The sequence below is a fragment of the Paenibacillus sp. BAC0078 genome (genome assembly GCF_054483875.1).
This window is the reverse complement of sequence record NZ_JBTLRW010000004.1, coordinates 132,486-152,728: the sequence shown is the minus strand read 5'-3', so window position 1 is coordinate 152,728 and position 20,243 is coordinate 132,486. Positions and strand designations below refer to the sequence as shown.

At 48.4% G+C, this 20,243-nt stretch carries 20 protein-coding genes; 3 read left to right on the top strand and 17 right to left on the bottom strand.

Features of this window, described 5'->3' with window-relative positions; translation table 11 throughout:
- Nucleotides 1-26: 26 nt before the first annotated feature.
- The 7 genes from pflB to ACX1DY_RS09995 all read right to left on the bottom strand — a co-directional run bounded on the left by pflB (nt 27) and on the right by ACX1DY_RS09995 (nt 8,073).
- Nucleotides 27-2,288, bottom strand: a complete 2,262-nt coding sequence (gene pflB / locus ACX1DY_RS10025; protein WP_458964053.1) for a formate C-acetyltransferase — start codon at nt 2,286-2,288, stop codon at nt 27-29.
- Between the two features lie 264 nt (nt 2,289-2,552).
- Complete coding sequence (gene adhE, locus ACX1DY_RS10020; RefSeq protein WP_458964052.1) at nt 2,553-5,174, bottom strand: bifunctional acetaldehyde-CoA/alcohol dehydrogenase; 2,622 nt, start codon at nt 5,172-5,174, stop codon at nt 2,553-2,555.
- A gap of 285 nt (nt 5,175-5,459) precedes the next feature.
- Entirely contained in the window at nt 5,460-5,843 is a 384-nt protein-coding gene (locus ACX1DY_RS10015; RefSeq protein WP_458964051.1) for a LytTR family transcriptional regulator DNA-binding domain-containing protein, read from the bottom strand.
- 21 nt (nt 5,844-5,864) lie between these two features.
- Nucleotides 5,865-5,975 (bottom strand): cyclic lactone autoinducer peptide, encoded by a 111-nt coding sequence (locus ACX1DY_RS10010; RefSeq protein WP_458964050.1) that lies wholly within the window; start codon nt 5,973-5,975, stop codon nt 5,865-5,867.
- The gene (locus ACX1DY_RS10005; RefSeq protein ID WP_458964049.1) at nt 5,972-6,496 is read right to left on the bottom strand and encodes an accessory gene regulator ArgB-like protein; all 525 of its coding nucleotides are present in this window, start codon (nt 6,494-6,496) and stop codon (nt 5,972-5,974) included. Before ACX1DY_RS10005 ends, ACX1DY_RS10010 begins: the two co-directional genes overlap by 4 nt.
- Nucleotides 6,489-7,115, bottom strand: coding sequence for a hypothetical protein (locus ACX1DY_RS10000; RefSeq protein ID WP_458964048.1), 627 nt, complete (start codon nt 7,113-7,115; stop codon nt 6,489-6,491). Before ACX1DY_RS10000 ends, ACX1DY_RS10005 begins: the two co-directional genes overlap by 8 nt.
- A gap of 160 nt (nt 7,116-7,275) precedes the next feature.
- Nucleotides 7,276-8,073 carry an alpha/beta hydrolase gene (locus ACX1DY_RS09995; protein WP_458964047.1) on the bottom strand — a complete coding sequence of 266 codons (798 nt, stop codon included), beginning with the start codon at nt 8,071-8,073 and terminating at the stop codon, nt 7,276-7,278.
- 407 nt (nt 8,074-8,480) lie between these two features.
- Here ACX1DY_RS09995 and ACX1DY_RS09990 point away from each other — a divergent pair, with 407 nt between their 5' ends.
- Entirely contained in the window at nt 8,481-9,200 is a 720-nt protein-coding gene (locus tag ACX1DY_RS09990; protein ID WP_458964046.1) for a Crp/Fnr family transcriptional regulator, read from the top strand.
- Nucleotides 9,201-9,305: 105 nt separating this feature from the next.
- Here the strand turns inward: ACX1DY_RS09990 and ACX1DY_RS09985 are convergent, their stop codons facing one another.
- The 10 genes from ACX1DY_RS09985 to ACX1DY_RS09940 form a co-directional block, all read right to left on the bottom strand.
- Entirely contained in the window at nt 9,306-9,797 is a 492-nt protein-coding gene (locus ACX1DY_RS09985) for an NUDIX hydrolase (protein WP_458964045.1), read from the bottom strand.
- A 109-nt stretch (nt 9,798-9,906) separates the two neighbouring features.
- Nucleotides 9,907-10,725: a formate/nitrite transporter family protein gene (locus ACX1DY_RS09980; RefSeq protein WP_458964044.1), complete on the bottom strand. Its 819-nt coding sequence runs from the start codon at nt 10,723-10,725 to the stop codon at nt 9,907-9,909.
- Nucleotides 10,726-10,774: 49 nt separating this feature from the next.
- Nucleotides 10,775-11,095, bottom strand: a complete 321-nt coding sequence (nirD, locus tag ACX1DY_RS09975; RefSeq protein WP_458964043.1) for a nitrite reductase small subunit NirD — start codon at nt 11,093-11,095, stop codon at nt 10,775-10,777.
- Between the two features lie 32 nt (nt 11,096-11,127).
- Complete coding sequence (gene nirB, locus ACX1DY_RS09970) at nt 11,128-13,554, bottom strand: nitrite reductase large subunit NirB (protein WP_458964042.1); 2,427 nt, start codon at nt 13,552-13,554, stop codon at nt 11,128-11,130.
- Between the two features lie 214 nt (nt 13,555-13,768).
- Entirely contained in the window at nt 13,769-14,470 is a 702-nt protein-coding gene (locus tag ACX1DY_RS09965) for a hypothetical protein (protein ID WP_458964041.1), read from the bottom strand.
- Between the two features lie 174 nt (nt 14,471-14,644).
- Nucleotides 14,645-15,376 carry an iron-sulfur cluster repair di-iron protein gene (gene ric / locus ACX1DY_RS09960; RefSeq protein ID WP_458964040.1) on the bottom strand — a complete coding sequence of 244 codons (732 nt, stop codon included), beginning with the start codon at nt 15,374-15,376 and terminating at the stop codon, nt 14,645-14,647.
- Between the two features lie 338 nt (nt 15,377-15,714).
- Nucleotides 15,715-16,440, bottom strand: coding sequence for a hypothetical protein (locus ACX1DY_RS09955; RefSeq protein WP_458964039.1), 726 nt, complete (start codon nt 16,438-16,440; stop codon nt 15,715-15,717).
- A gap of 155 nt (nt 16,441-16,595) precedes the next feature.
- Nucleotides 16,596-16,913 (bottom strand): winged helix-turn-helix transcriptional regulator, encoded by a 318-nt coding sequence (locus tag ACX1DY_RS09950; RefSeq protein ID WP_019909599.1) that lies wholly within the window; start codon nt 16,911-16,913, stop codon nt 16,596-16,598.
- A gap of 126 nt (nt 16,914-17,039) precedes the next feature.
- The gene (locus ACX1DY_RS09945; protein WP_458964038.1) at nt 17,040-17,363 is read right to left on the bottom strand and encodes a hypothetical protein; all 324 of its coding nucleotides are present in this window, start codon (nt 17,361-17,363) and stop codon (nt 17,040-17,042) included.
- Nucleotides 17,364-17,390: 27 nt separating this feature from the next.
- The gene (locus ACX1DY_RS09940; protein ID WP_458964037.1) at nt 17,391-18,326 is read right to left on the bottom strand and encodes a Gfo/Idh/MocA family protein; all 936 of its coding nucleotides are present in this window, start codon (nt 18,324-18,326) and stop codon (nt 17,391-17,393) included.
- Nucleotides 18,327-18,455: 129 nt separating this feature from the next.
- Here ACX1DY_RS09940 and ACX1DY_RS09935 point away from each other — a divergent pair, with 129 nt between their 5' ends.
- Together ACX1DY_RS09935 and msrB are read left to right on the top strand one after the other, a co-directional pair.
- Nucleotides 18,456-19,133 (top strand): TVP38/TMEM64 family protein, encoded by a 678-nt coding sequence (locus ACX1DY_RS09935; protein ID WP_458964036.1) that lies wholly within the window; start codon nt 18,456-18,458, stop codon nt 19,131-19,133.
- Between the two features lie 95 nt (nt 19,134-19,228).
- Nucleotides 19,229-20,182: a peptide-methionine (R)-S-oxide reductase MsrB gene (gene msrB / locus ACX1DY_RS09930; RefSeq protein ID WP_458964035.1), complete on the top strand. Its 954-nt coding sequence runs from the start codon at nt 19,229-19,231 to the stop codon at nt 20,180-20,182.
- Nucleotides 20,183-20,243: the final 61 nt, after the last annotated feature.

Sequence of the window (20,243 nt, the reverse complement as noted above, 5' to 3'; positions counted from 1 at the left end):
TGTTGCTTAAGCAGTAAGCTTAGGTATTACATTGTACCGTGGAATGTACGGTTGATAACGTCCATTTGTTGTTCGCGAGTCAGCTTGATGAAGTTAACAGCATAGCCGGATACACGGATTGTCAATTGTGGATAGTTTTCTGGGTGATCCATAGCGTCGATCAGTTGTTCACGGTTAAATACGTTAACGTTCAAGTGCTGAGCGTTATTGTGGAAGTATCCGTCCATCATGAATACCAGGTTGGACTTGCGGGATTCTTCATCTTTACCCAATGCCTTAGGAACGATAGAGAACGTATTGGAAATACCGTCTTGTGCGTCAGAGTAAGGCAGCTTGGCAACAGAGTTCAGGGAAGCCAGCGCGCCTTTCTTGTCGCGTCCGTGCATTGGGTTAGCACCTGGAGCGAACGGTTCACCTTTCTTACGTCCATCAGGAGTAGTACCTGTCTTCTTACCGTATACAACGTTCGAAGTGATGGTCAATACCGATTGTGTAGGCGTAGCATCACGGTAAGTTTTGTGTTTGCGGATCATGGACATGAAGGTTTCAACCAATTCGACTGCAATGCTGTCAACAGCATCGTCGTTGTTGCCGTAGCAAGGGAATTCACCTTCGGTTTCGAAGTCGATTGCGATACCTTGTTCGTTGCGGATCGGTTTAACCTTAGCGTATTTAATTGCGCTCAGGGAGTCAGTAGCAACAGACAGACCAGCAATACCGCAAGCCATCGTACGCAGAATGTCGCGGTCATGCAGCGCCATTTCGATACGTTCGTAGGAATATTTGTCATGCATGTAGTGGATGATGTTCAGCGTGTTAACATATGTCTTAGCCAGCCACTCCATCATTGGTTTGAAGCGTTTCATTACTTCGTTGTAATCGAGATATTCCGAAGTGATTGCCGGGAATTCAGGACCAACCTGTACGCCGGATTTCTCATCTACACCGCCGTTAATTGCATACAGCAGAGCTTTTGCAAGGTTGGCGCGGGCGCCGAAGAACTGCATTTGTTTACCGATACGCATTGGGGATACGCAGCAAGCAATCGCGTAATCTTCACCCCAGTATGGACGCATTACATCGTCATTCTCATATTGGATAGCGCTGGTCTCGATGGAAACCTTAGCACAGTATTTCTTGAACGCTTCAGGAAGTCTTTCAGACCACAGAACAGTCAAGTTTGGTTCTGGAGCTGGTCCCAGGTTGTACAGGGTATGCAGGAAGCGGAAGCTGTTCTTAGTTACGCGGGTTGTTCCGTCTTCAGACATACCGCCGATGGACTCAGTTACCCAAGTAGGGTCACCAGAGAACAGTTCGTTATAGTCAGGCGTACGCAGGAATTTAACGATACGCAGTTTCATTACGAAATGGTCAACGATTTCTTGTGCTTGTTCTTCAGTAAGAGTACCTTCTTCGAAATCACGTTGTGCATAGATATCCAGGAAGGAGGATACACGTCCCAGGGACATTGCTGCACCGTTTTGTTCTTTAACGGCTGCCAGATAACCGAAGTACACCCATTGGGCAGCTTCTTTGAAGTTGTTAGCCGGTTTGGAGATATCCATACCGTGTGCCGCTGCCATTTCTTTCAGTTCGCCCAGAGCGCGGATTTGCTCGGACAGCTCTTCACGCAGACGGATTACTTCTTCAGTCATGGAATCAACTTCAAGCTCGGCTTGTTGTTGTTTCTTGTCTTTGATCAGGAAATCGATACCGTACAGAGCAATGCGGCGGTAGTCGCCGATGATGCGTCCGCGGCCATAGGCATCAGGAAGACCTGTGATAACTCCCGATTTACGGACGGCTCTCATTTCTGGTGTATATGCATCAAATACGCCTTGGTTATGCGTTTTGCGGATATTCGTGAACATTTCAACAATGTTGTTCGGAAGCTCAAAGCCGTACGCTTTGGTGGCATCGATCATCATTTTGATACCGCCGAACGGTTGAATGGAACGTCTGAAAGGAGCATCAGTCTGTACACCAACAATTTGTTCTAAGTCCTTGTTGATGTAGCCTGGTTTGTGGGAAGTAATAGTGGAGACAGTATCCAGGGAAACATCCCATACGCCGCCTCTTTCTCTTTCTTCTTTACTCAGCTGGGAGATAATCTTCCACAGTTCAGTTGTGTTGCTGGTAGGACCTACGAGGAAATCTTCGTTTCCTTCATAAGGCTTGATGTTCTTGGAAATAAATTCGTTAACATCGACTTTCTTAGCCCATTTGCCTTTTACGAAACTTCTCCAACCCGATTTTACTTCTTGTACATCTTTTTCAATCACCGACATGCTAAATCCCTCCATTTATATTTATTATATTTGTAGAGATCGCGGGCTTGAAGGTTAATCCCGTGTCTCGTGATCCCAAAGATATGGTTGGTTGTAATAAAATTCACAATAGCTTCTACATAACCGGGATCGTTGTTTATATAAACATTTTAGTTTATTTTCTGGAAATGGACTGTGACAAATATCACTCTTTCGGTGATATTTGTCACTTACATCCAGTCCCATATTACCCTATAAACTATTTGTTTATCTAGTGATTGCTAATTAGTTCTCGAATTTGCCGTAGAATGCGTTACGGTATACGTCAGCAAGCTCGGAAACCAGCGGCAGCTTAGGGTTGGCAGTTGTACATTGGTCTTCAAATGCACGGTCAGCCAGATAGTCTACGCGGGATTCGAAGTCCTTAGGATCAAAGCCCAGCGCTTGGAACGACTCTTCGATGCCGAGTTTTTTGTTCATATCGCGGATTGCATTGATCAGGCTTGTTACGCCTTCTTCGGTTGTGCGTGCAGGCAATCCCAGAATGCGTGCGATTTCCGCATAACGCTCGTCAGCTACAAAGTGCGAATATTTAGGGAACGAAGCGAACTTCGTAGGTTTCTTAGCGTTGTAACGGATAACGTGCGGCATTAGGATGGCATTGGTGCGTCCATGAGCTGTGTGATATTGACCGCCCCATTTGTGCGCCAAGCTGTGGTTGATGCCCAGGAATGCGTTGGCAAAAGCCATACCAGCAAGTGTAGATGCATTATGCATTTTTTCACGGGCCAGTTTGTCGCCTTCGAGTGCTGATTTTTCAAGGTATTGGAATACCAATTGGATAGCTTTGATAGCCAGACCGTCAGTGTAGTCACTAGCCATTACGGAAACATAAGCTTCGATGGCATGTGTCAATACGTCCATACCTGTGTCAGCAACAGCAGTTTTTGGCAGGCTGTATACAAACTCAGGGTCGATGATTGCAACGTCTGGAGTCAGCTCATAATCAGCCAATGGGTATTTAGTATTGTTAGCTGTTGTTTTGTCAGTAATAACCGCGAAAGAAGTTACTTCAGAACCTGTACCCGAAGTAGTTGGAATCGCTACGAATTTCGCTTTGTTTCCAAGCTTAGGGAATTTGTATACGCGTTTGCGGATATCCATGAATTTTTGTTTCAGGCCGTTGAAATCAGCGTCTGGATGTTCATAGAATAACCACATGCCTTTTGCAGCATCCATTGGGGAACCGCCGCCAAGCGCGATGATGCAGTCCGGTTGGAATCTGTTCATCATGGCAGTACCTTTTTCTACGGTAGTTGTCGATGGATCTGGTTCAACTTCCGAGAACACTTCAATGGCTACAGGTGTTTGACGTTGACGCAGATAGTGTTCAACTCTTTCTACATAGCCCAGTTTAACCATCATAGGGTCAGTGATGATAGCAACCCGAGTGATGTCAGGCATTTTAGCCAGGTATTGAGTAGCGCCTTTTTCGAAGTAAATTTTGTCAGGTACTTTAAACCATTGCATATTCACGGTACGACGGTTCACCCTTTTCACGTTGATCAGATTGATGGCAGTAACGTTCTGCGATACCGAGTTGCGGCCGTAAGATCCGCAGCCCAGAGTCAATGAAGGGATATTCGTATTGTAGATATCGCCGATAGCGCCGTGAGTCGATGGCGAGTTGACGAGAATACGTCCGGTCTGCAGACGGTTAGAGAACTTCATGATTACTTCTTCGTTGTTGGAGTGGATGGCCGAGCTGTGGCCCATACCGCCAAATTCAACAATTTGTGCTGCACGTTCGATACCTTGATCAGCATTCTTAACCTTGTAGCAAGCAAGAACCGGGCTCAATTTCTCAGCGGACAGCGGATATTTAGTACCTACGCCTTCAAGCTCAGCTACCAGGATCTTAGTACCTGCAGGAACTTGAATGCCGCACATTTCGGCGATCTTCACTGCGGATTGACCTACGATTGCCGGATTAACTGCGCATTTTTCAACGTTCATTGCGCCGCTTGTCAGCTTGGCAGCTTCTTCTTTATTTACAAAGTAGCAGCCATTGGCGATCATTTTCTTCTTCACTTGATCAAAGATGGCTTCTTCAATGATAACAGCTTGCTCGGAAGCACAGATCATACCATTGTCAAAAGTCTTCGACAGAATAATGTCGGTTACCGCTTGATCAATATCGGCACTCTTTTCAATGAAGGCAGGCACGTTACCAGGACCTACGCCAAGAGCCGGTTTACCGCAGCTATAAGCTGCTTTTACCATTGCCGAACCGCCTGTTGCCAGGATAAGCGCAACGTCCGGATTGTTCATGAGTGCGTTTGTTTTGTCCATCGTTGGCAGCTCAATCCATTGGATACAGTTCTCAGGAGCGCCGGCTTTAACGGCTGCATCATGAAGAATTTTTGCTGCTGCGGCACTGCACTCTTGCGCAGATGGATGGAAACCGAATATAATAGGATTACGTGTCTTCGCTGCAATCAGTGCTTTAAACATCGTGGTGGATGTTGGATTCGTTACAGGTGTGATCCCCATAATGATTCCGACTGGTTCAGCAATCTTTTGGAAGCTGTCATATTGATTGTCTTCAACAACGCCTACTGTTTTGTCGTATTTAATTCCGTGCCAGATATATTCAGTTGAGAAGATGTTCTTCGTAATTTTGTCTTCGTATACTCCGCGGCCAGTTTCTTCTACAGCCAGCTTAGCCAGGTACATGTGCTTGTCGAGTCCTGCGAGCGCCATTGCATGAACGATTGTGTTGACTTGCTCTTGATCCAGCGCCATGTAAGCTTCTTGAGCTTTCTTTGCTTTATCCACCAAAGTCTGAACATACTCTTCAGCGGTGGTTTGTTTCACTTGGGCGGCGACTTCGTTCTTAACTGCCATCTCCCTCGTCCTCCTGTCAATTTTTAGGTTGTTTTTCTCTACACATTTATCTTATCACATTCTCTTCGTCTTGCATAGTGAAATCTTTCACAAAGTATAAAGTTTTTTTTGATTTGTTTTCAAAGCGCTTTCATTTGATGAAATTAAGGGGGTATTTCCATATTATATGGGTTTTAATTTGTAAAATTTATCATTCCAGTTACCTATCTCTGCATTCCTCGGGTATGTACCTGAGCATTTCAAGAAAAAAGGAACTGTCATCGGACAGTCCCCTCGTGTTAGCACCTAACAAACAATGATGTTTGGATTCATTCGGGTTAATTCTTGTTCAACAAGTCTATAACGATGATAGGCAATCGTACAGCTAATAGAACTCTGGCAGCTCATATCGTCAAAATAAGCAACCTTATATGTTCTCTCCAGACGCGCCACGTTATCAATATTGACCGCCGTTCCCCGATCTACGATGCTGAAGTGGCATCCGGTGCTGTTAAGCGCGTTCACCCAGTAACGCAAGGGTCCCATGATGTAATATACGCCGTCCCTCGTATGTACCAGGATAGACTGTGATTCGAAGGTATTGCACTTAAGAAACAAGATGCACTCTAAGTCAACAGTAATGATCCCGGCAGATCCGTCAGCGGTTTCGGTAACGGATATAGCATTCATGGAATCAACCTGCTTTCTCGCCTATTTTTTTAAAAGTTCGGCTGGAATGTCGCCTTTGTACCAAAATAAGAAACAATTCGTTCCTACCGTTGCCTTTGCAACCTTGGTCAGAATGTTAGCCACCAGATTCATGATCTCACCACCTTTCCAAGCACCAGCGTAACGCTCTGAGCGAGAAAGCTGAGCGCAAGCGCCGATGATAGAATGAAGTAATTGGAAGCAACAAGCAGCATGGCTGCAAGCTTCATATAAGGAAAATACTTTGGGGGAATCCTCGATTGCTGATCTATGCCTACCGGAGCCAGTAACAGAATTGCAAGCATTGCCGCAGTTGTCGTCATAACGGTCCATAATTCAGGCACAGCAAGCAGTGAGATACCAGTAAAACTCAATGTGGAGACAACGGTGCACTGCAGATTGGATTTGAGATGAATGCCTCCTGTTAACTGGCGGAGCAGCGCGAACGAGATGAGGACTGCTGCGGCCTCCCCCGTATGACCGGTAAATAGTGAGATGCCCAGAGTCGCCAGAACGATAAATATCACATTAAGGAGCATCGCAATCGCAAATTTAAAAACTTCAACCGAGGAAGGATGATCCGGTACAGAGCGTTTTAGCGAAAATGCCATCTTTGCAGCGAGCAGCTCAATCATTCATTTTCTCCTTTCTAATTGAATAGTACATTAAAAAGGTAAAGGCGCTTATGAAGAAAAGAATGCACCAGCCTATCTCATTCTTGTACATGATCAAAGAGAACAGCAGAAAGAAAAGCACAATCAATCCCACCACCAGCGTTCCTTCCCAGCGCAGCCGCAGCCTTTCGAAATCAAAAGTAAAGCCAATGCCAAGCTTGAACAAAACCCACGCCAACAAAATGCTGGCCGAGCCGGATATGAACTGACCTCCGTATTCGTTAATCACCGAGGTCTGTGAATCGGAAATGGAGCCAAAGAACAATAAGACGAGCGCTACTTGTATGATGCTAAATGCCAGATAACCAAAAATGGCTATAATAGAAGACCATATAATTGGAATTCTAATGACAACTGTCAGCAGAAATATAAAAAGCATAATGTTAATAACCGGAACCAGGAAAGACAGGTCGAGATCAGTCCGCAGCACAAAGCTCTGCAGGTTCATCAGCAGAATAATAAACAACGCAGGCCAAATATAGTCCGTCGCCTTCAGCCTGAAGAACGACATCATCATGGCGAATATCCCCACCCCCTCAATGGTTGAGAAAAACATAAATCCCGCCGGTTCCCATGACAAATGGCCTCACCGCCTGACATTTTTATGGTTAATAATTACATTATATTACATGTCCACTCAAGTAGTATAGCAAAATTTTAGCAAATAATAACACTTTTTATCCAATAAAAAAAGACCTTCCGTTGAGTCGAGAAACTCAAGAGAGGCCTTGCCTTTTGAACTATTTGGTATAGCCATTCAAAGCCAGCCAGGATGCGCAGGCCCCAGTCCAGCTTCTCGTGTGAGGCTCCTCGTCACCCAGACCAAGCCCGTGTCTGCCATGCGCATATACATGAAGGTCAAAAGGAATGTGATGCCGACTGAGCGCTGCGGCGAACTGCAGGCTATTCTCCACTGGCACAGCTTCATCATCTGAGGTATGCCAAAGAAATGTAGGGGGTGTAGCCGCCGTTACCTGAAGCTCACTGCTTAAGTGATCCACCAGGTCTTTGTCTGGGTTCTCCCCAAGTAGATTTACTTTTGTGCCTTGATGCGTCACCCCATCAGCCATTGAAATCACCGGGTAGCACAAGATCAGCAAATCGGGACGGCTGGACTGCCGCTGAGCAGGATCAGAGTCTTCACTATCTCCATAATCAAACAAAACACCGGCGGCAGAAGCTAAATGTCCACCTGCCGAAAATCCCAGAATCCCCAGTCTGCCGGGGTCAATTCTATACTCTCCAGAACGGAACCGAATCGTACGCAGCGCCCTTTGAGCATCCAGCAGCGCATTGGGGTATCCATAAGGCGCAACACGGTAACGCAGCACAAAAGCCGATATTCCGAGCGTATTTAGCCATTCAGCGATTGGTGCGCCTTCGTGGTCCGCCCGCATGCCATAACCGCCTCCCGGACAGACAATAACAGCGGCGTTCCGCTCTCCTTCCACGAGATAAGGTGTAATAGCCGGGATATCCTCGTCGCTCTTACCAAGTGCTCCCGGAGCACCTTCCGGCCATAACAATAATGTCTCCATTTTCATCCCTCAAGCTTTCCTTCTATAAAATAGAATTATTACTCGCAGAAAAGGTTTTCTTTCCCGGCATTTAGTCTAACAAAGTATTACAGGTCATGCAATCGGAATGCTTTGATAAAGGAGTTGAAAGAGGCCTGCAGTTTGCGCTATGATCAAAAAAGCTGAATCATCTTCAGTGTGGAGAAAAGCAAATCGGGCAATTACCCGCTATAATATGGGTTATTTTACACAAACGTCCTAATTCAAGCTCAAAAACATATTAAATCTCACACTTTCGAAGTGAAAATTATCACAATGTTAAAAATTCGACACTTTTTCGCGAAAATTTTTACCCATAAAGAGGAATTTCAAGGTATAATTAATTTAAAATTTACTGAAAAACTGAGGGAATAAAGGGGATGTCGATTATGATCAAGGAACATTACAATGTTATCGAAGCCCACGGAAATACAAACTGTTTCTCCGAACAGAACTTTAACCGACTTTTGGTCACAATGAAAGAACGCATGGTTCCAGAAGGCTCTCATTTGTTCTGGGAAGGCGACTATTCGGATAAATTGTTTTATATCAAACGTGGACGTGTGAAGCTGACCAAATCAACTGATGAAGGTAAAGAACTCATTCTTTATATGTATCAAGCCGGTGACATGGTAGGCCAGGCCGACCCGTTCTTCAGCACCAAGCACAGCTTCACTGCCGAAGTAATTGAAGAGAGTGAAGTTGGCATCATTGAGCAGAAGGATCTGGAGATTCTAATCTGCCAGCATTGTGATTTCGCTATTGACTTTATGAAATGGATGGGTATCCATCACCGTCTCACCCAGACGAAATTCCGTGATCTGATGATGTACGGCAAGCCTGGCGCACTCTGCTCCACACTGATTCGACTCGGCAACACCTACGGCGAGAAGAACGGCGACAGCATTCTGATCAACAAAAAGATTACGCATACGGATCTGTCCAACATGATCGGCGCTACCCGTGAGAGCGTCAACCGGATGCTGAGCGACCTGCGTAAAAAAGATGCTGTAGAATATGAGAACGGCATGATCGTCATCAAAGATCTCGCTATGCTTCAAGACATCTGCCATTGCGAACTATGCCCGAATGAAATTTGCCGCATTTAATTTCCTAACAACAATACCCTCTATTCACCTCACTGAATCATATATGACCCTATAATTCGTATTATCCAATAGAGTGGTCAAAGGCGCCCTGTCCGGCGTCTTTTTTTATGGGGTTGGTTGGGTCCTTATTTCCCAATCATCATAATACCTCGTCTCAGTTGGCAGGCTTCCACTGCTCAGCCATTCTGCCGCTGCTACCACCACAGGCGAAGAAGAGTCGAGTGTAATCTCTGATAAGTCCACCCACTCGGCACCAAGAGAATCCTGTTCCGCAAACTCCACAATCTTGGCAGGCGCTCCTTCTCCGGCAATTTCCACTGTATATAGAGCGGCCATATGGTGCATATGAGTGAAGGCTTCCTCTTGAAATCGCACAAAACAATCGAATGTTCCCGCATTGCGTTGCACGCATACCATGAGCCCAGTCTCCTCCATAAACTCCCGGACCAGTCCATCTCTCAGTGCTTCATTCTCCTCGAGCCTTCCGCCAGGAAGGTCGTATCTCCAGGTATAGGGGCCTTTTCCTTTGCGGATCACCAGCATCTTGCCCTCACGCTGACAAATCCCATAAACGCCAGAGTGATTGAAGCTCAACACTCGCGGACAACTCCTTCGTTCAATTCCCCCCAAGCTTAACACATATCTGTTCCAGCTGCAGTGACAAAAAAAGGCCCTGTGGTCGAATAGACCACAGGGCCAGCAGAAGTTAGCTGATCCGTTGCTGCTTATCAGGTATAACGGCAGCACGGGCTGCACGTACAGGAGAAATCAGCCAGTATGCCATGCCGACAAACACGCCTCCGCCGATGATATTGCCTAAAGTCACCGGAATCATGTTGTGCAGCCAGCCGGCAACCGAAATCGTCTCTGGATGATTAGGCAGCAGCACCGCTACGCTCAGCAGCGTCATGTTGGCTACACTGTGCTCATAGCCGCTGGCGATAAAGGCGAACAAACACCACCAGATCAGCACCAGCTTGGCTGTCTCGCTTTTAGCCCGTGAGGACATCCATAACGCCAGACAGACGAGCCAGTTACAAAGAATGCCGCGGAAGAACAGCTCGGAGAATGGAAGGCTCATTTTCTTGGCGGCTGCGGTAAAGATCAGATGATCTACAGGGGCTGCCTTGAATAATCCTGTACCTTGGATCAGCAGAGCCAGAATAACCGCACCGGCAACATTACCGATGAAGACGATAATCCAGTTCTTCACGGTATCCCACACACTGGTTCGACCAGCTAGCGTACTGACGGTAAAAAACATGTTGTTACCGGTGAACAGCTCCGAGCCAGCGAAGACGACCAAGGTCAAGGCAATCCCGAAGGACGTTCCCATGATCAGCGGCTGAAAAGGAGATTTAATCGCCGCAAGCGGCGCTCCCAATGAAAAAATCAGGATGATGCCAATTCCCACATACGCTCCGGCTAAAAGCGCTGCAAGAAAATACTTCGGCAGACTTTCATTCATTTTGTCACGTTTGCCAACCGCTGTCTCTACGATGTTCTCCACGCTTTGTGTAAACATCCTTCCACCCCACCATTATTTATTTGAAATAGAATGCTGAACCTTCTCTCTACAAGCTGACTTTCACTATATCGCCGTCCAGTATGGCCGGATATGTCGCTACCTTGCCGTGATCCGGGGCCTGGACTTCGCCGGTGCGCAGGTCGATCTTCCAGTCATACAGCGGATCGTACAGATAGTAGCCCGAAACGATTCCCTCGGCGAGCGGGCCACCCTTCGGATGAGGACTGCGGTTCTCTATGGCATAGACCGCTCCATCCGAAGTCCGGAAAATAGCCAGCTCCACAGATCCGGCGTTGACTACCCGGCCAATCTGCAGCAGGAAATCCTGCACTGCTCCAACAGCATATTCTTGTTTGGTGGATTGCATTGTTTTCTCTCCTCTCTCCTTGTCGCTGTGAATCAGACTCTTGACTGCTCAAAAAGCGCAGTACGCGTATCTTTGTCGTCGAGCATTTTTTTCCAAGGATCAGAAACCTGTGCCAGGGCAAAATCAATACGTGCAGCCAGTTCCTTGCGGTTGTCATCATTCTCCAGAATCACTTGTTTAATCTGTTCCAGTCCCATACGCTCTACCCACTCGGAGGTTCTTTCGAGATAATTGCCGGTTTCGCGGTAGAATTGCATCACAGCAGAGCAGACCTCGATTAGCTCTTCATCGGTTTTCACTTTGCAGAAGGAGTCAGCGATACGCGGCTTAATTCCGCCATTTCCGCCGATGAACACTTCCCAGCCTCCGTCATTGCCGACGATGCCGATATCTTTCGTGCAGGATTCCGCACAGTTGCGCGGGCAGCCGTTAACTGCCATTTTGAACTTGGCCGGAAAATCAAGCCGTTCATACTTACGCTCAAGAATAGCTCCCATTCCCATCGAATCCTGTGTGCCAAATCGGCAGAACTGCGAGCCTACACAGGTCTTCACTGTTCGCAGCGATTTCGCGTAACCATAGCCGGATGGCATATCCAGCTCTTCCCATACCTTAGGCACATCCTCTTTTTTGACGCCGATGAGGTCCAGACGCTGTCCGCCGGTTACCTTCACAACCTTCACATCATATTTCAGAGAGACATCGGCAATTTTCTTCAAATCTTCCGGTGTGGTAACCCCTCCGTACATACGTGGAATTATGGTATAGGTACCATCCTTCTGGATGTTGGCGCTCATCCGTTCGTTGACGAAACGTGATTCCTTCTCATCCTCATGAGTGTCCGGATAGATCATTCCGAGATAATAGTTCACTGCCGGACGGCATTTAGAGCAGCCCTCAGCTTGTTTCCAGCCCAGCACATTCATTACCTCTTTAGTTGTTTTCAGGCCTTTGGCAGTAATTTCTGCCACGATCTCATCCCGGCTAAGCGAGGTACAGGTGCAGATGCCCTGCTTCGCGCTCTGCTGGAAGCTGTCGCCAAGCACAAACTGCAGAATCTGCTCGACAACCGGCTTGCAGCCACCGCAGGAGCGGGTAGCTCCGGTGCAGGCTTTGATCTCATCTACAGTGGTAAAACCATTCTCGGTAACGGCATCGACAATTGCTTTTTTGGTCACACCGTTACAGCCGCAGACAATCTCTTCATCAGCCATAGCTTCGACGGAGAAGCCTTTCTTCGCTCCGCCTCCGCCGCAGCAGCCGCCGCCCATGATCTCGCCATAAATTTCGTCGGTCATTTCCGCACCCAGCTTCACCAGCTTTTGCAGATTAGCCGATTCAGTAACATCGCCGAACAGAACCGCGCCGACGATGATGTTATTTTTGAGCAAAATCTTCTTGTAGGTCCGCTTCCATTCATCTTTGGCAGAGATTACTGTGTGCTCCGCAGTTTCAATGAATTCACCGGCAGAGAAGACATCTACTCCGGAAATTTTCAGCTTGGTCGATACAACCGAGCCTTCATACGGCTGGGTAGGGGCACCGGACAGATGCTTGGCCAGCACCATTCCCTGTTCGAACAGCGGAGCTACCAGACCGTAGCAGATACCGCGGTGTTCTGTACATTCGCCAACAGAATATACATCCGCCATCGAGGTCTGCAGATAATCATTGACCACAATTCCGCGATTAACGGTGATGCCGCTCTCTTGAGCAAGCAGAGTGTTCGGCTTAATTCCGACTGCCATTACTACAAAGTCTGCGGCCAGTTCCGTTCCGTCACTGAAGCGCAGCCCGTTCACACGTTCTTCTCCGGTCAGTTCAACGGTCATCTTGCCCATGGCAAATTTCACGCCCTGGCGCTCAAGCTCGCTCTGCAGCATCGAGGAAGCATTGCGGTCTAGTTGCCGCTCCATCAGATCCTCCAGCAGATGCACGACTGTAACATCCATCCCGAGATTCACGAGTCCTTTGGCCGCTTCCAGTCCCAGCAGACCTCCGCCGATAACCGCTGCCGTTCTGTACTGCTTAGCTGCAGCCAACATAGCATCGCAATCCGCAATATCGCGGAAGCCTACGACTCCTTCTTTGTTGTTGCCGGGAATAGGAAGAATGAATGAATTCGAACCCGTTGCTATAATAACCTTGTCATAAGGAACGGACATTCCGTTATCCGTAATGATCCGGCGCGCCGCCTCATCAATCCGGGTGACGGTAGTTCCTGTATGCAGGGTAATGTTGTTATCCTCGTACCACTTGCGGTCGTTGAGAATGATGTCCTCGATTGTTTTACTGCCCTCAAGGACGTAGGACAGCATAATCCGGTTGTAATTGGGATGCGGCTCACTTCCGAAGATGGTGATATCGTAAGCGCCGCCCAGCTTCAATATTTGTTCAATAGTGCCTACGCCTGCCATCCCGTTGCCTATGAGTACTAGTTTTTCTCTCTCCACTGTCACTTTTAAGACCCTCCTTCAAGCTTCTGGATTTCTTCACAACTTCCTGTATAGTGAAATTATACTGTTGAAATTTGAAGGGTATTTGTGATTCCAATCACAATAAATGTGAAACATTTCACATCTTTTCAGGACCGATATTTATGTGCGCATAAAGACTAAAATAGCCAGCTTCCTTTGCCATAAGCAGTAAGAAAGCTGGCTATATAATCATAAATCATCGTAACGCAAGCAATATTTCCAGTGTATCCTGAGGTCTAAGCTTCATATCAATTCCGCTGTCCAGCAAGGGCTTGCCATTCACCTTCAGCTTCCATGCCTCATTGCTGAGCGGAGCATAATCCATAACTGTAGTCACAGTTTTGTTGTCTTCAGCCAATTGCACCATTTCGCTGCCTTTCATCATGCTTCTTACAGTCAAGTCCTCCGTGTATGGCTGCACATATGAATGTGTCAACTCCGGCTGCTCGCTCCCGCCGTTGATGGAGAGCAAGACCGGCTGCAGCTCAGCCCCGCCCGCTGCCGGCTTCGCCGCAATAATTATGCTGTCCTCGCGGTCAACACTGCTGTTCCAGTCGGTTATTTTTTTGCCGTCCACTTGAATCTCCCAGACCCATTCCGGGCTCAGGGATACCTTGTTCACGCTCAGAATGCTGAAGCCGTCTGCGGCAAAAGTGGCGACTCCGCTGTTCTTAAGCAAATCAAGCAGCGAGATTCCAGACTTGTAGGCTTCGCTGAGCTGTCTGCCTGAGCTTCCGGCCAGCTCACTGTCTCCGACCAGCAGCGAAAACGCCGGTCCTTCATTACGAGTTCCCGAATTGCTCCCGTCAGCCGTAGGGCCAAGAACAGAAGAGCAGCCGCCTGCTGTTGCAATGATGATAATTCCTAGCAAAATACGCCACAGAAATCTTGAGGGCATTTCTGGCACCGCCTCTCCCGCCCGATCCCAGCCTCCAGCAGCTATTCAGGCAATCAATTATTATGTACATAGTCTTTTTAAGAATAACGCAAATGAGACCGGTTCTCAAATTTTGCTGTTTTCTTACTATTTAAAAAAAGTCCCCGCAGGGACTTTGGACGCAACACAAATGTATTATTGAAAGCGCAGGAACAGATTATTGTTCTCCAGATGCACATGCTCGAAAGTCATTCCTTCCAGCTCCTCAAGCCGCGCATAGGTTAAACGATAAGTCGTGCAGGCATGCTCCGGTGGTGTGAAATCATTTGTAACTCTCCGCAGCTCGCGTAAAATCTCGCCAGCCCCGTCATGCTCCTCTTCCAGTGTATGCAGCAGGCCGCGTAGCTCAGCCAAGCCTTCTGGAGTCGGATTGTTCGAGTAGGCCAGCATTTTCGGGAATTCGCTCTCCTCTTCCTGAGCCGTATGCTGAAGCAAGTCCTCCCGCAGCGTATGGAATAGGCGGTAAACCTCGGCCAAATGCGGAGAATCCTCACCGTGCACACGGAAGACCTTAGTTACATTCTGAGCGATCAGCGGCAGTTCCTCGCGCAAATAACGGTGGTGCTTATTCACGATATAATTAACCAGATCTTCCGAAGAGGCATCGTTCCAGGCGGTGTCCTCCTCCAGCACCGGATGTTCTTCCAGCAGCTTGTTCAGATCCTGGATTACTGACTCCGTATCAAGCCCTTTCTCTGCTGCCGCTTCCGTAAGCGGCTTAGCTCCTCCGCAGCAGAAATCAATCCGCTGTGCCTTGAAGTAATCCGCAGCTTTGGGGAATTGCAGCACGATATCTCTGACCATTGCTTCACCGGAAAATCCGTCCTGTACTCCCGTAGTTGTATTATTAATTTGTTTGGCCGCCATGTTGGCCCCTCCCTTAGGTTGTTGGTTTAGGTTTCTCTTACCCCTTCACCTTAACGCCAGCGGGAGTGCCAGCTTGTGATTGTACGCACTAAATATAAAAAATTTTAATGAACTCCAGAATTATATCAGTTGAACTGAAGAAAATATAAAAAGGGCGGAAGTGACGGAGGGGAAGTTTGGAACTGGAGGAGCGAACGCGTCCGCCTTTGTCTGCGGATTTCCACCGCGAAGAGCGGTAATAATCAAGAAATCTGCAGACAACAGCGGCCGGAAGTCCAAACATTCCCCGCAGTTACGACCAGACCCCAATATGAAATCTTTAGTTCAACTTATATAGCCTAACCCGATACCGTAGCCCGCATATAAGTCCGCTTGCCCTGTGCATCCTTCAGATAAGGTCCCAGTCCGGCAAAACGGGAATGATCCACATAGACGCCGGTCATCCAGCGGCCTTCGGTCAAGCCTCCGTTCCACTGAAGCACCAGGTCGGGAGCCGATAACCATTCCTGGAATATTCTAATGTTCTTTTCCTGATATTCTTTGCACGGCTTGCCGTTCTCAATCAGACGCTGCTTGCTCAGATAGGTGGGTACGAAGTATGTGGAGATCGTATCCAAATCGTCCTCATTCAAAAAAGCCTCACCGCCCAAATAGGGCTGGAAAAGCACCGTATTCTCATACATGGACCAGATCACGGCCTGAAGCACCATGCTTTGCCGAACTCCGTTATGGAAGGTGAATAAGCGCTGCTTACCGGAAGAGGGCATTGCCGGACCTGCAGAAGGCTCAAGGCAATGCCGCTCACAGCCGATACATTTCCAGCCTGAAGGGCTTTGAATCCATTTTTGAAAAACGCTGCCGCTATCGTTATCCCCCTTGTACAAGGAGGAGATGATCTCATAAGGTACGCCAATCCACGTGTCCCACACGGAAGCTGGAAGATGGCTGTGAAGCATGAACAACACTTTGTCGTAAATGAGCTGCACTTTGATCGAAGCGGTCTCAAGTATTGCAACATCTTTTTTTCCATAGGTTATTTCCCGGGAAAACAAGGTGGTTGTCATCTTCCTCGCCTCCTTGATGAGCGAAAGTTTTTTTCTATTATATTATATTCTACTGTCAAAAGTGCAAGTTTTCTTTGATAAAATCAATCGTTCTATTGAAAAAGCCCCTCTCACAAGATGTGAAAAGGGGCTGTCAATGGACTCTAAAGCAGGTGCTACTCAACCCAGCTCTCGGCCCAAGTCTGAATCTGCTGCATGACCGGCTCAAGCGCCCGGCCTTTGGTTGTCAACTCATACTCGATGCGTACGGGTGTTTCCGGGTACACATGGCGTACCAGAATCCCTTCACATTCCAGGTCCTTCATTCGTTCGGACAGCATCTTATCGCTCATGGATGGGATCAGACCGGAAATATCCTTGAAACGCTTCGGTCCGCTCATCAATGTCTGAATAATAAGTCCATTCCAACGCTTACCTAAGAAGGAGAAGGCCGTTTCGAATCGAGGGCACATCGTCAATTGATGTTCTTCCATTATTCTCACCTCTCACTTGTCAAACTTACAATAAGTTAGTATATATAATTTTAACACATTTATAACACAATGAACATCGTTTGCCAAAAAAAAGTTCACCCGGCCATAGTTATTATATCCCGGTTGTCAATCCTTTGTTCCCTGTGTCGGCTTTCTTCCGGCAATTGCCTCGGTTACTACAAAGGCCAGATCGTCATTGCTGTAAAGAGACAATACCCCAAGAACCGTATCGTCGGATATATCCCCGGCTTCCTCCTTGGGAACCGTCAATGCAAGTGCGTTGCTCAGCGCCACATTTCCTTCCTGCTGCGGGTAGGCTTGCAGATACAAAACGTGCGGGTCCAGGCTATTGTTCACGCACCACTGGGCAAAGACCAGGATCATCATTTCCTCATCCCGTTTGTAGCTCTCGATAATTCTCTCTTCCATTGATTTGCTGTAATCGTCCATGCTGCTCCCTCCCTTCTGCTCCTTATGTCAATCCGCAAGCTTCGCTGCCAGCTCATGGCTGGACAGGACGGCTGAAGCAGAAACCCCGCTATTCTCCGGTGTGTTCAAATTATTCAAAAAATCATTTACCACACCGCTGAACCCTCTGCGCTCAAGGATGGTATCCCAGCTTCCAAAACCCTGCGTACGCGGAAGCATTCCGTTCTCATAGAGTGTTGCCCGCTCCATATCCACAACTTCCACGGATCGGCCGTGGCCGTGCAGCTCCAGCTTCTCCAGATCTGCACCTGCGTCCCGGACCATACTGTACATGCCGGTCTTACCATTATTCCAGCCCAGCCCACCGGAGGACTGAAGCAATCGTCCTGCATCGTCAGATTTGAGGCTGCTGTACAGCAGCTCTGCATCTCCGCCGCACAGCCAGAGCAGCAGATCCAGCATATGAATCAGATCATCATGGACCGTCTCACGGCTGCTGCCGGCTTGCAGCTTCGTCCGGTGCTTGAACGCATGGCAGGCACTGATGCCGCCGGCTTTTTCCAGCCAGGCTGCGGCGGCCATGTACATCGGCGCGTAGCGGCGGTTAAAGCCTACACCCAGCAGCAGCCCCTTGTCAGCGGCCAGCTCTGCCATCCGCCGGGATTCCTCCAGATGATAAGACAGCGGCTTATCCACATATACCGATACGCCGTGGTTCAGGCATTTCATAACAATATCATAATGGGTAGGTGTAGGGCTATGCACAAATACCGCATCCAGATCCCAGGACAGCAGCTCATTCAGATCTGTTGTGCCTTTTGGGAACCGGTAAGAATGAACCGCACCCTGCACGGTTGCCGGGGAGTGGCTGAGCACACCTGCCACTTCCGCCTGATCATGACGGGAGAGCAGCGGCAGATAGACCTTACGGGCGATGTCGCCGATTCCGATGATAGCCACTTTTTTGCGTTCAGCGATGTTCATAGGTATATCTCCCTTTAGTTTATAGATGTATTATACCGTGACAAGGCCCGGCGACAATGATCTTTGCTTCATTAATTCTCTTTTTTTCAGTATGATGAGATGAACAAGCGGAAGAAAGGGCATAATTAAATGAGAAAATGGCTGACTATAGTGCTATATATTTTTGGGATTATCCTCGCGTTTATTTACAGATCGGACATCCTCGCCTGGCTGCGTGAGGATCATAATTTATTCCTGGGCATCACTGCTGCTACTTTAGTGGCTCTTTTTCCTGCGGTTCCCTATAAGCTGATTATCGGATTGTACGGCTATGCCTACGGGAGTCTGGCGGGTGCAGCTATTTGCTGGAGCGCGTCAACCCTTGCGGCGGCTATCATGTATGGCATCGTGAAATATATGTTCCACAAGCAGGGTGAGAACAATAAAGAGGCAGTAGGACGCAAAAGAGGCACTTCCCTATATTTGGATAAAGCCAGCGCATATTTGGCTTCTGTGCCGGCCCTGGACAAGTTCACCGTGGCCGTGCGGCGGCGTCCCTTCGCTTCCGTTGTGCTGGCCCGGCTGGCCCCGTTCATTCCGCAGGCTGCCGTTAACATTTATGCAGGTGCGGCCAGCTTGCCGTTCTGGAGCTATCTCGCCGCATCCGGGCTTGGCAAAATCCCCGGTATCGCCTTATATGCTTTTCTTGGCGGCCAAATGTTCCAGCATCCGCGAAGCGCTGTTATTGCCATCCTGGTGTACGTTGCTGTGATAGGACTAGCGGCTTTATCCCTACGTCCCGGCTTCTTGATACCAAAGAAAGACTAAGGCGTCCAGCCGGGCGGCGCTGGCAGGCGGCGAATAATTGCTTTATAATTACATTGTGACATATTTAATTGCATTCTATGAATGGAGGGATATTAATGACGGAAAAAGCAACATTTGCCGGAGGGTGCTTCTGGTGTATGGTATCCCCTTTCGAAGAGCTTCCGGGCATTATTGAGGTCGTCTCAGGGTACACGGGTGGACATACTGTCAACCCAACCTATGAGGAGGTCTGCTCGGAAACCACTGGACATGTGGAAGCGGTGCAGATTACGTTCAATCCAGATATCTTCCCATACAGCAAGCTGCTGGAGCTGTTCTGGCAGCAGATTGACCCTACCGATGCCGGAGGCCAGTTTTATGACCGCGGAACCTCATACGGCACAGCGATTTTTACCCATTCCGAAGAACAGCGGCAGCAGGCTGAAGCCTCCAAGGCGGCGCTGCAGGCAAGCGGGCGTTTCTCCGCTCCCATTGTGACGCCGATTCTTCCGGCGGGGCCTTTTTATCCTGCCGAAGAGTACCACCAGGGCTATCATCACAAGAATCCCGGGCACTACAAACGGTACCGCAAGGGCTCAGGCCGGGATGCTTTTATCGAGGAGCACTGGAAATACAAAGAGGATGAAAGCAGCCTGAAGGCAAGGCTCACCCCGCTGCAATATGAAGTGACCCAGAACAATGCAACCGAATCGCCTTTTCGCAACGAATTCTGGGATCATCACGGGGATGGAATTTACGTCGATATTGTATCCGGCGAACCGCTGTTCAGCTCCCGGGATAAATTCGATTCCGGCTGCGGCTGGCCGAGCTTCACCCGCCCGATCCGCGATTATTCAGTCAAGGAGAAAACCGATCTCAGCCACCTGATGATCCGTACCGAGGTGCGCAGCAAAGCAGCCGATTCCCATCTTGGACATGTCTTCAATGACGGCCCCGGACCAGGCGGCTTACGCTATTGCATCAATTCGGCGGCGCTGCGGTTTGTACCGAAGGAGGATTTGGAGCAGGAAGGCTACGGCGAGTACCGCGTGCTGTTTCAGCATGCTTAAGCGAATGGCACCATAGATAGGCAAAGCCTCGAACCCGCCAACTGCGGGCCCGAGGCTTTTT

Coding starts and splice junctions, on each gene's coding strand:
- pflB (WP_458964053.1), bottom strand. CDS start 2,288: ATGTCGGTGATTGAAAAAGATGTACAAGAAGTAAAATCGGGTTGGAGA.
- adhE (WP_458964052.1), bottom strand. CDS start 5,174: ATGGCAGTTAAGAACGAAGTCGCCGCCCAAGTGAAACAAACCACCGCT.
- ACX1DY_RS10015 (WP_458964051.1), bottom strand. CDS start 5,843: ATGAATGCTATATCCGTTACCGAAACCGCTGACGGATCTGCCGGGATC.
- ACX1DY_RS10010 (WP_458964050.1), bottom strand. CDS start 5,975: ATGAATCTGGTGGCTAACATTCTGACCAAGGTTGCAAAGGCAACGGTA.
- ACX1DY_RS10005 (WP_458964049.1), bottom strand. CDS start 6,496: ATGATTGAGCTGCTCGCTGCAAAGATGGCATTTTCGCTAAAACGCTCT.
- ACX1DY_RS09995 (WP_458964047.1), bottom strand. CDS start 8,073: ATGGAGACATTATTGTTATGGCCGGAAGGTGCTCCGGGAGCACTTGGT.
- ACX1DY_RS09990 (WP_458964046.1), top strand. CDS start 8,481: ATGATCAAGGAACATTACAATGTTATCGAAGCCCACGGAAATACAAAC.
- ACX1DY_RS09980 (WP_458964044.1), bottom strand. CDS start 10,725: ATGTTTACACAAAGCGTGGAGAACATCGTAGAGACAGCGGTTGGCAAA.
- nirD (WP_458964043.1), bottom strand. CDS start 11,095: ATGCAATCCACCAAACAAGAATATGCTGTTGGAGCAGTGCAGGATTTC.
- ACX1DY_RS09965 (WP_458964041.1), bottom strand. CDS start 14,470: ATGCCCTCAAGATTTCTGTGGCGTATTTTGCTAGGAATTATCATCATT.
- ric (WP_458964040.1), bottom strand. CDS start 15,376: ATGGCGGCCAAACAAATTAATAATACAACTACGGGAGTACAGGACGGA.
- ACX1DY_RS09955 (WP_458964039.1), bottom strand. CDS start 16,440: ATGACAACCACCTTGTTTTCCCGGGAAATAACCTATGGAAAAAAAGAT.
- ACX1DY_RS09950 (WP_019909599.1), bottom strand. CDS start 16,913: ATGGAAGAACATCAATTGACGATGTGCCCTCGATTCGAAACGGCCTTC.
- ACX1DY_RS09945 (WP_458964038.1), bottom strand. CDS start 17,363: ATGGACGATTACAGCAAATCAATGGAAGAGAGAATTATCGAGAGCTAC.
- ACX1DY_RS09940 (WP_458964037.1), bottom strand. CDS start 18,326: ATGAACATCGCTGAACGCAAAAAAGTGGCTATCATCGGAATCGGCGAC.
- ACX1DY_RS09935 (WP_458964036.1), top strand. CDS start 18,456: ATGAGAAAATGGCTGACTATAGTGCTATATATTTTTGGGATTATCCTC.
- msrB (WP_458964035.1), top strand. CDS start 19,229: ATGACGGAAAAAGCAACATTTGCCGGAGGGTGCTTCTGGTGTATGGTA.